Source organism: Cupriavidus phytohabitans (assembly GCF_017815025.1).
Lineage (GTDB): Bacteria > Pseudomonadota > Gammaproteobacteria > Burkholderiales > Burkholderiaceae > Cupriavidus.
Genome location: NZ_JAGIQB010000124.1, coordinates 1 through 5,496 on the forward strand (window position 1 = coordinate 1; position 5,496 = coordinate 5,496).

Genomic DNA, 5,496 nt, shown 5'->3' on the forward strand with positions numbered 1-5,496 from the left:
CCCAGCAACAAGACCGCACCATTGATAACCGGCAGCCGCAGGCTCTACAGGCCCATTCATTCTCACCCGGGGCTCCACACTTCTTCGCCGCTAACCCATATTGACAAACCAATAGGAGACATAGCCCATGCAGTTTTTCGACGATTCCCTCCACCCTGAAAACATGGACAAGGTTGTCATCACGGTGGCCCCGTACGGCCCCGAGTGGATGCCGGAGGATTTCCCCGAAGACATTCCGTTGACGATGGAAGAGCAGATCCAGAAGGCCGTTGACTGCTACAACGCCGGTGCCACCGTGCTGCACCTGCACGTGCGCGAACTCGACGGCAAGGGCTCGAAGCGCCTGTCGAAGTTCAATGAACTGATTGCCGGCGTGCGTGCAGCCGTGCCCGACATGATCATCCAGGTGGGTGGCTCGATATCCTTCGCGCCGGAAGATGAGGGCCAGGCCGCCAAGTGGCTGTCCGACGATACACGACACATGCTGGCCGACCTCGATCCCAGGCCGGACCAGGTGACCGTGGCGATCAACACCTCGCAGATGAACATCATGGAACTGCTGTACCCCGAGTATCTCGAGGGTACCTCGCTGTCCAATCCGGCATATGTAGAAGCCTATCGCGAGATGACCGTGCCGGCTGGCCCGGCATGGGTGGAAGAGCACCTGCGTCGCCTGAGCGCATCGGGGATCCAGCCGCACTTCCAGCTAACGGGTATTCATGCACTCGAGACTCTTGAGCGCCTCGTGCGCAAGGGAGTCTACAAGGGTCCGCTGAACCTGACGTGGATCGGCATTGGCGGCGGCTTCGACGGCCCCAACCCATTCAACTTCTTCAACTTCATCCATCGCGCCCCGAACGGCTGCACGCTGACCGCCGAGTCGCTGCTGAAGAACGTGCTGCCGTTCAACATGATGGCTATGGCGATGGGCCTGCATCCGCGCTGCGGCATCGAGGACACGATCATCGACCAGCACGGCAATCGCATGACCTCGGTGCAACAGATCGAGCAGTGCGTGCGCGTGGCGAAGGAACTGGGCCGCGAGATCTACCGCGTAGGCACCTGGTACGACAGCATCGACGGGACGCTGGGAGCCAACGGCATGGCACCGAACCGGAAGCCTGGTTTGACCGACCGCCAACTGCGCATCGCCTGACGCGAACGCCATGGCCCGGCATGGCGGTGCACTCGTGCTTCGCCCGCCGGGAGGCTGGTGCCACTTCCAATTCGTCGCAGTTGTTTAACCAGGTAACGCCTCGCCTTTCGCGGCGACACAAGGGGACCAATGATGGAAAAGAATGCCGCCTCATATGCTGGGGTCGATGTCCGGCCGCGAACGTCAAAGTCGCGCGCGTTTGCATGGCTGGTATTCGGCCTGCTTTTCGGCCTGATGCTCTCCGATTTCATGTCGAGACAGGTCCTGAATGCCATTTTCCCCCAACTCAAGGCCGAGTGGCATCTAACCGACGCACAGCTCGGCACGCTGGCCTTTCCGATCGCCCTGGTAGCTGACCGCTGGAACCGCACCTGGAGCGTTCTGCTGATGGCATTGTTCTGGAGTCTCGCCAGCCTGGGTTGCGGGCTTGCAGAAAACTATGACCACATGCTTATCGCCCGACTGTTCGTGGGCCTTGGTGAGGCCGGCTATGGCAGTGTCGGACTTGCCATCATCCTGAGTGTTTTTCCTCCTTCCATGCGTGCCACGCTGACAGGCGCCTTTACTGCCGCCGGCATGGTCGGCTCGGTGCTGGGCATGGCCGCCGGCGGTGTGATGGCAACCCACTTTGGCTGGCGTACCGCGTTCGTCGGCATGGCAGCATTTGGTCTGCTGCTTGGCGTGATTTTCGCGGTCACCGTTACCGAATCCCGCGTGAAACGCCACGAACACCATCCTGTTAGTACGTCGCGCAGCGGCGAGCGCGAGTTGCTTCCCAAACTTCTCAAGCCTCTCTTCTGTACCCCGACACTGATATTTACGTATGTCGGAAGCGCCCTCCAGATATTTACGGCCTACGCCATCATCGCCTGGCTGCCCAGTTATCTCAATCGCTACCATCACATGGCCCCAGACAAGTCAGCTCTGGCTGCCGCGGCGATGCTCATTGTCAGCGCGATCGGCATGGCCGTCTGCGGGATCTTCACTGACTGGATCGGGCGCAAGTCGCCTCGAAGCAAAGCGACACTCGCTATCATCTACTGCCTCGGGTCAGGCGCACTCCTGATGACCGGCATGCGGATGCAGCCTGAAGGCGCCCAGTTCGCGGTGATCGCCGCCGGTGTGTTCTTTACCCTGGGGACCTGGGGACCTGCGGGTGCAATGGTCACGAATCTCGTGCACGCATCAATCCTCTCTACTGCCCTTGCCATTTTGACCCTTGTCAACAATCTGCTCGGCGGAGCTCCTGGCCCCTACCTGACCGGAGTCCTGGCAGACAAGATCGGCTTGCTTGGTGCCCTGCAACTCATCCCGCTTGTTTCGGTCGGCGCTGCTTTGGCATTTGCCTGCGCCAAGGTTACCTATGAGCGCGACCTGCGCCGCTTGGAGGCAAAGCAGTAGCAGGCAGCACATTAGCATCCATCCCTCCCTGATTCTGGGGAATCACAACGAGCCATTGCAGACCTGCCCCCTGGGAAAGAGGGTGGCCTGTTGACTCGGGAACAACATTGCGACAACCGGCTATCCGGGTGCGGTTCCTGGCTTGGCACCGGGAGAAAACTTTGAAGAGGTACCTATGACGAAAATGAACCGACGCTGGATTCTCAGTCAGCGCCCGGTCGGCGACATTGCCGACGATGATCTTCAACTCGTTGAATCCCCGATGCCGGAGCCCGGAGATGGCGAGATGCTGGTGCGCAACGTCTACCTCATGGTGGCGCCGACCAATCGCGTCTGGATGAGCCAGATCGACCAGTACATGGCACCGGTGGCACTTGGTGACGTGATGCGCGGCGTGACCATGGGTGTGGTGGTCGAGTCCAACAATCCGGAATTCAAACCAGGCGATGTCGTCGAAGGCGGCATGGCCTGGGAAGAGTACTCGGTGACGAAGACCGGCAGGCGCATTCCCGTGGAGTACGGCCTGCCTCTGCACGCACATGCGAGCGTGTTGGGCAACTCCGGCCTGACCGCCTACTTTGGCATGCTCGATATCGCCAGGCCGAAGGCCGGCGACACCATTGTCGTGTCGGCTGCCGCGGGCGGCGTTGGCTCGATCGCCGGGCAGATCGGCAAGATCCTCGGCTGCCGGGTCGTGGGTATCGCGGGCGGTGACAGCAAGTGCCGGCTCGTCAGGGAGGAGTTCGGCCTGGACGCCTGTGTCGATTACAAGGGCGGCAACCTGCTTGCCGATCTTCGCGCAGCTTGTCCGGACGGCATCGACGTCGATTTCGAGAACGTGGGCGGAGACACGATGGATGCCGTGCTGACGCTCATCAACCCCGGCGCCAGCATCGCGCTCTGCGGGATGATCTCGACCTACAACGCAAACGGCGACTGGTGGAGCCCGAAGATGTTCCGCAATGTGGTCATGAAGCGCGCCCGGATCGAAGGCTTCCTCATTTCCGATTATCGCTCGAGATTTCCGGAAGCCCTGGAGGTCATGGCGAAGTGGGTCAGGGACGGCGAGCTCAAATACCGGGTGGACATCGCCGACGGTATCGAGCAGGCTCCGGCGGCCCTGAACCGCTTGTTCACCGGCAAGAACATCGGCAAGCAGCTCGTTCGCCTTTCGCCGGAACCGACGATCGGTTGAGTGTTGCAACCCTACATGTCGTTAGAGCTCAGATGTAAGCCGTTTTACAGGTCCGCGTCGTGCAGCACTTAAACGGAATTCCACCATGACAAAATCCACTGTGCTCATCGTCCCTGGCCTGCGAGATCAGGTTGTGGACCATTGGCAGACACTGCTGGCCGAGCGGTTACCCGAGGCGCGTACCGTGCCGCCGATGGGGCGCGCGAATCTCGATTGCTCCAACCGTGTCGCGGCGATTGAGCAGGCCGTGGCGGACATCGACGGCCCTGTTCTGCTGGTCGCACACAGCGGTGGCTGCATCATGCTTGCGCATTGGGCCCTTACAACCGCGCACGTGGCGCGCATCAAAGGCGCGCTGCTTGCATGTCCGCCAGACTTTGAACGCCCTTTGCCGGATGGCTATCCGAGCCTGGATTCGATCCAGGCCAGCGGATGGCTTCCAGTACCGCGCCAGCGGCTTCCATTTCCTAGCCTGGTCGCTACCAGCCAGAACGATCCTTTGGGTGAACTTTCGAGGGTGATCGAGCTGGCGAATGCCTGGGGAAGTGACACGGTCGACCTGGGCAAGGTTGGACACCTGAACCCAGCGTCCGGATACGGTCCCTGGCCGATGGCGGGTCAGTTGATTGCGCGGCTCGATGCCGGCTAGACGCTCGCCGCCACGCGCGGCGCTGGCGCAGGGTCAATCTGCCGGAGTCCGGCCACGCCATGCGCTCGGGCTACAGCCGAAATGGCCTCGGAACCAGCGGGAAAATGCGCTCTGCATCGAGAACCCGAGTAGCACGCCGACGTAGGTGACCGAGCGCTCGGAACGCCCGAGATACTGGACGGCAAGCGAGACACGGATCTCATCAAGGATGCCGCTGAAGGTGGATCCTTCCTGCAACAGCCTGCGGTGGACCGTGCGCCGGTCGATGCCGAGCTGGCTCGCGACCCGGTCGACGCTGCAGTGTCCGCCAGGGAGCAGAGACAGCACCATTCGCCTGACCCGCTCCGACATGGATTTGTCTGACCGTGCGATAAGGGAGTCCAGGTACGCATGCGCATATCGCGCCAATTCCGGCTGGACGCCGGGCGGCACGGCATCCATGTCCCTGAGATCGCAAACAATGCCGTTGAAGTCCCCGCCAAAGTCCACGGCCCGGCCAAATACCCGGAGGTAGGACGCGCGAATCCCTTGGGCGGCGTGCGATAGGCAAATGCTCCGCACCCGCCAGGCCGGACCCATGAGTTCCCGGAGCATGCGGTAAAGCGATCCCAGCACCATTTCGTCGGCCTGGCGCGTGACGCCTCCATGTTCGACCATCAGGGACATGCAGATGGCCGATGCGCCGTCTCTTTCTTCAACGCTGAGGACCACAGCCTCGCTGTGCAGCGAGATGTAGCGGATCATGGCATTCAGGGCATCGCGCAAGGTCGGGGAGTCCCGAACCACCATGCCGAGCGGCCCGAGCACCGATAGGCGGCGGCTCTCGCACATGCGCAGGCCGAAGTCTTCGGTCCCGGACGCGGCCGCTGACGCCTCCAGGAGCCGGCAGGCGGCACTGGCAGAGATCAGGCTGTCTGCGCTGTCCAGACAGCTTCTGGGCAGCCCGGCGTCGGCCACCATCTTCAGTGGGTCCAGCCCCACCGATCGGGCGACCTCGGCATAGCGGGACAGCGTGGCGCTACGCACTAGTCGGCTCATGGGTCGCCCTCCGGGGTAGCGGCTGCCGGTTATCAATGGTGCGGTCTTGTTGCTGGA

Annotated in this window: 5 protein-coding genes; 4 read left to right on the forward strand and 1 reads right to left on the reverse strand. The window is 61.9% G+C overall.

Annotation, left to right across the window (positions count from 1 at the left end; translation table 11 throughout):
- The first annotated feature begins 127 nt into the window (after positions 1-127).
- The 4 genes from J8I34_RS33130 to J8I34_RS33145 all read left to right on the forward strand — a co-directional run bounded on the left by J8I34_RS33130 (position 128) and on the right by J8I34_RS33145 (position 4,401).
- Entirely contained in the window at positions 128-1,156 is a 1,029-nt protein-coding gene (locus J8I34_RS33130; protein ID WP_209808421.1) for a beta-keto acid cleavage family enzyme, read from the forward strand.
- Between the two features lie 132 nt (positions 1,157-1,288).
- A complete protein-coding gene (locus J8I34_RS33135; protein ID WP_371748195.1) occupies positions 1,289-2,557 on the forward strand; it encodes an MFS transporter in 1,269 nt (422 codons plus the stop codon).
- 175 nt (positions 2,558-2,732) lie between these two features.
- Complete coding sequence (locus tag J8I34_RS33140) at positions 2,733-3,752, forward strand: NADP-dependent oxidoreductase (protein ID WP_209808425.1); 1,020 nt, start codon at positions 2,733-2,735, stop codon at positions 3,750-3,752.
- An 85-nt stretch (positions 3,753-3,837) separates the two neighbouring features.
- Positions 3,838-4,401 carry an RBBP9/YdeN family alpha/beta hydrolase gene (locus tag J8I34_RS33145; protein ID WP_209808427.1) on the forward strand — a complete coding sequence of 188 codons (564 nt, stop codon included), beginning with the start codon at positions 3,838-3,840 and terminating at the stop codon, positions 4,399-4,401.
- 33 nt (positions 4,402-4,434) lie between these two features.
- Here the strand turns inward: J8I34_RS33145 and J8I34_RS33150 are convergent.
- Positions 4,435-5,496: AraC family transcriptional regulator (locus J8I34_RS33150; RefSeq protein ID WP_245176326.1), on the reverse strand; the 1,062-nt coding region annotated here is incomplete at its 5' end.

Coding starts and splice junctions, on each gene's coding strand:
- J8I34_RS33140 (WP_209808425.1), top strand. CDS start 2,733: ATGACGAAAATGAACCGACGCTGGATTCTCAGTCAGCGCCCGGTCGGC.
- J8I34_RS33135 (WP_371748195.1), top strand. CDS start 1,289: ATGGAAAAGAATGCCGCCTCATATGCTGGGGTCGATGTCCGGCCGCGA.
- J8I34_RS33130 (WP_209808421.1), top strand. CDS start 128: ATGCAGTTTTTCGACGATTCCCTCCACCCTGAAAACATGGACAAGGTT.
- J8I34_RS33145 (WP_209808427.1), top strand. CDS start 3,838: ATGACAAAATCCACTGTGCTCATCGTCCCTGGCCTGCGAGATCAGGTT.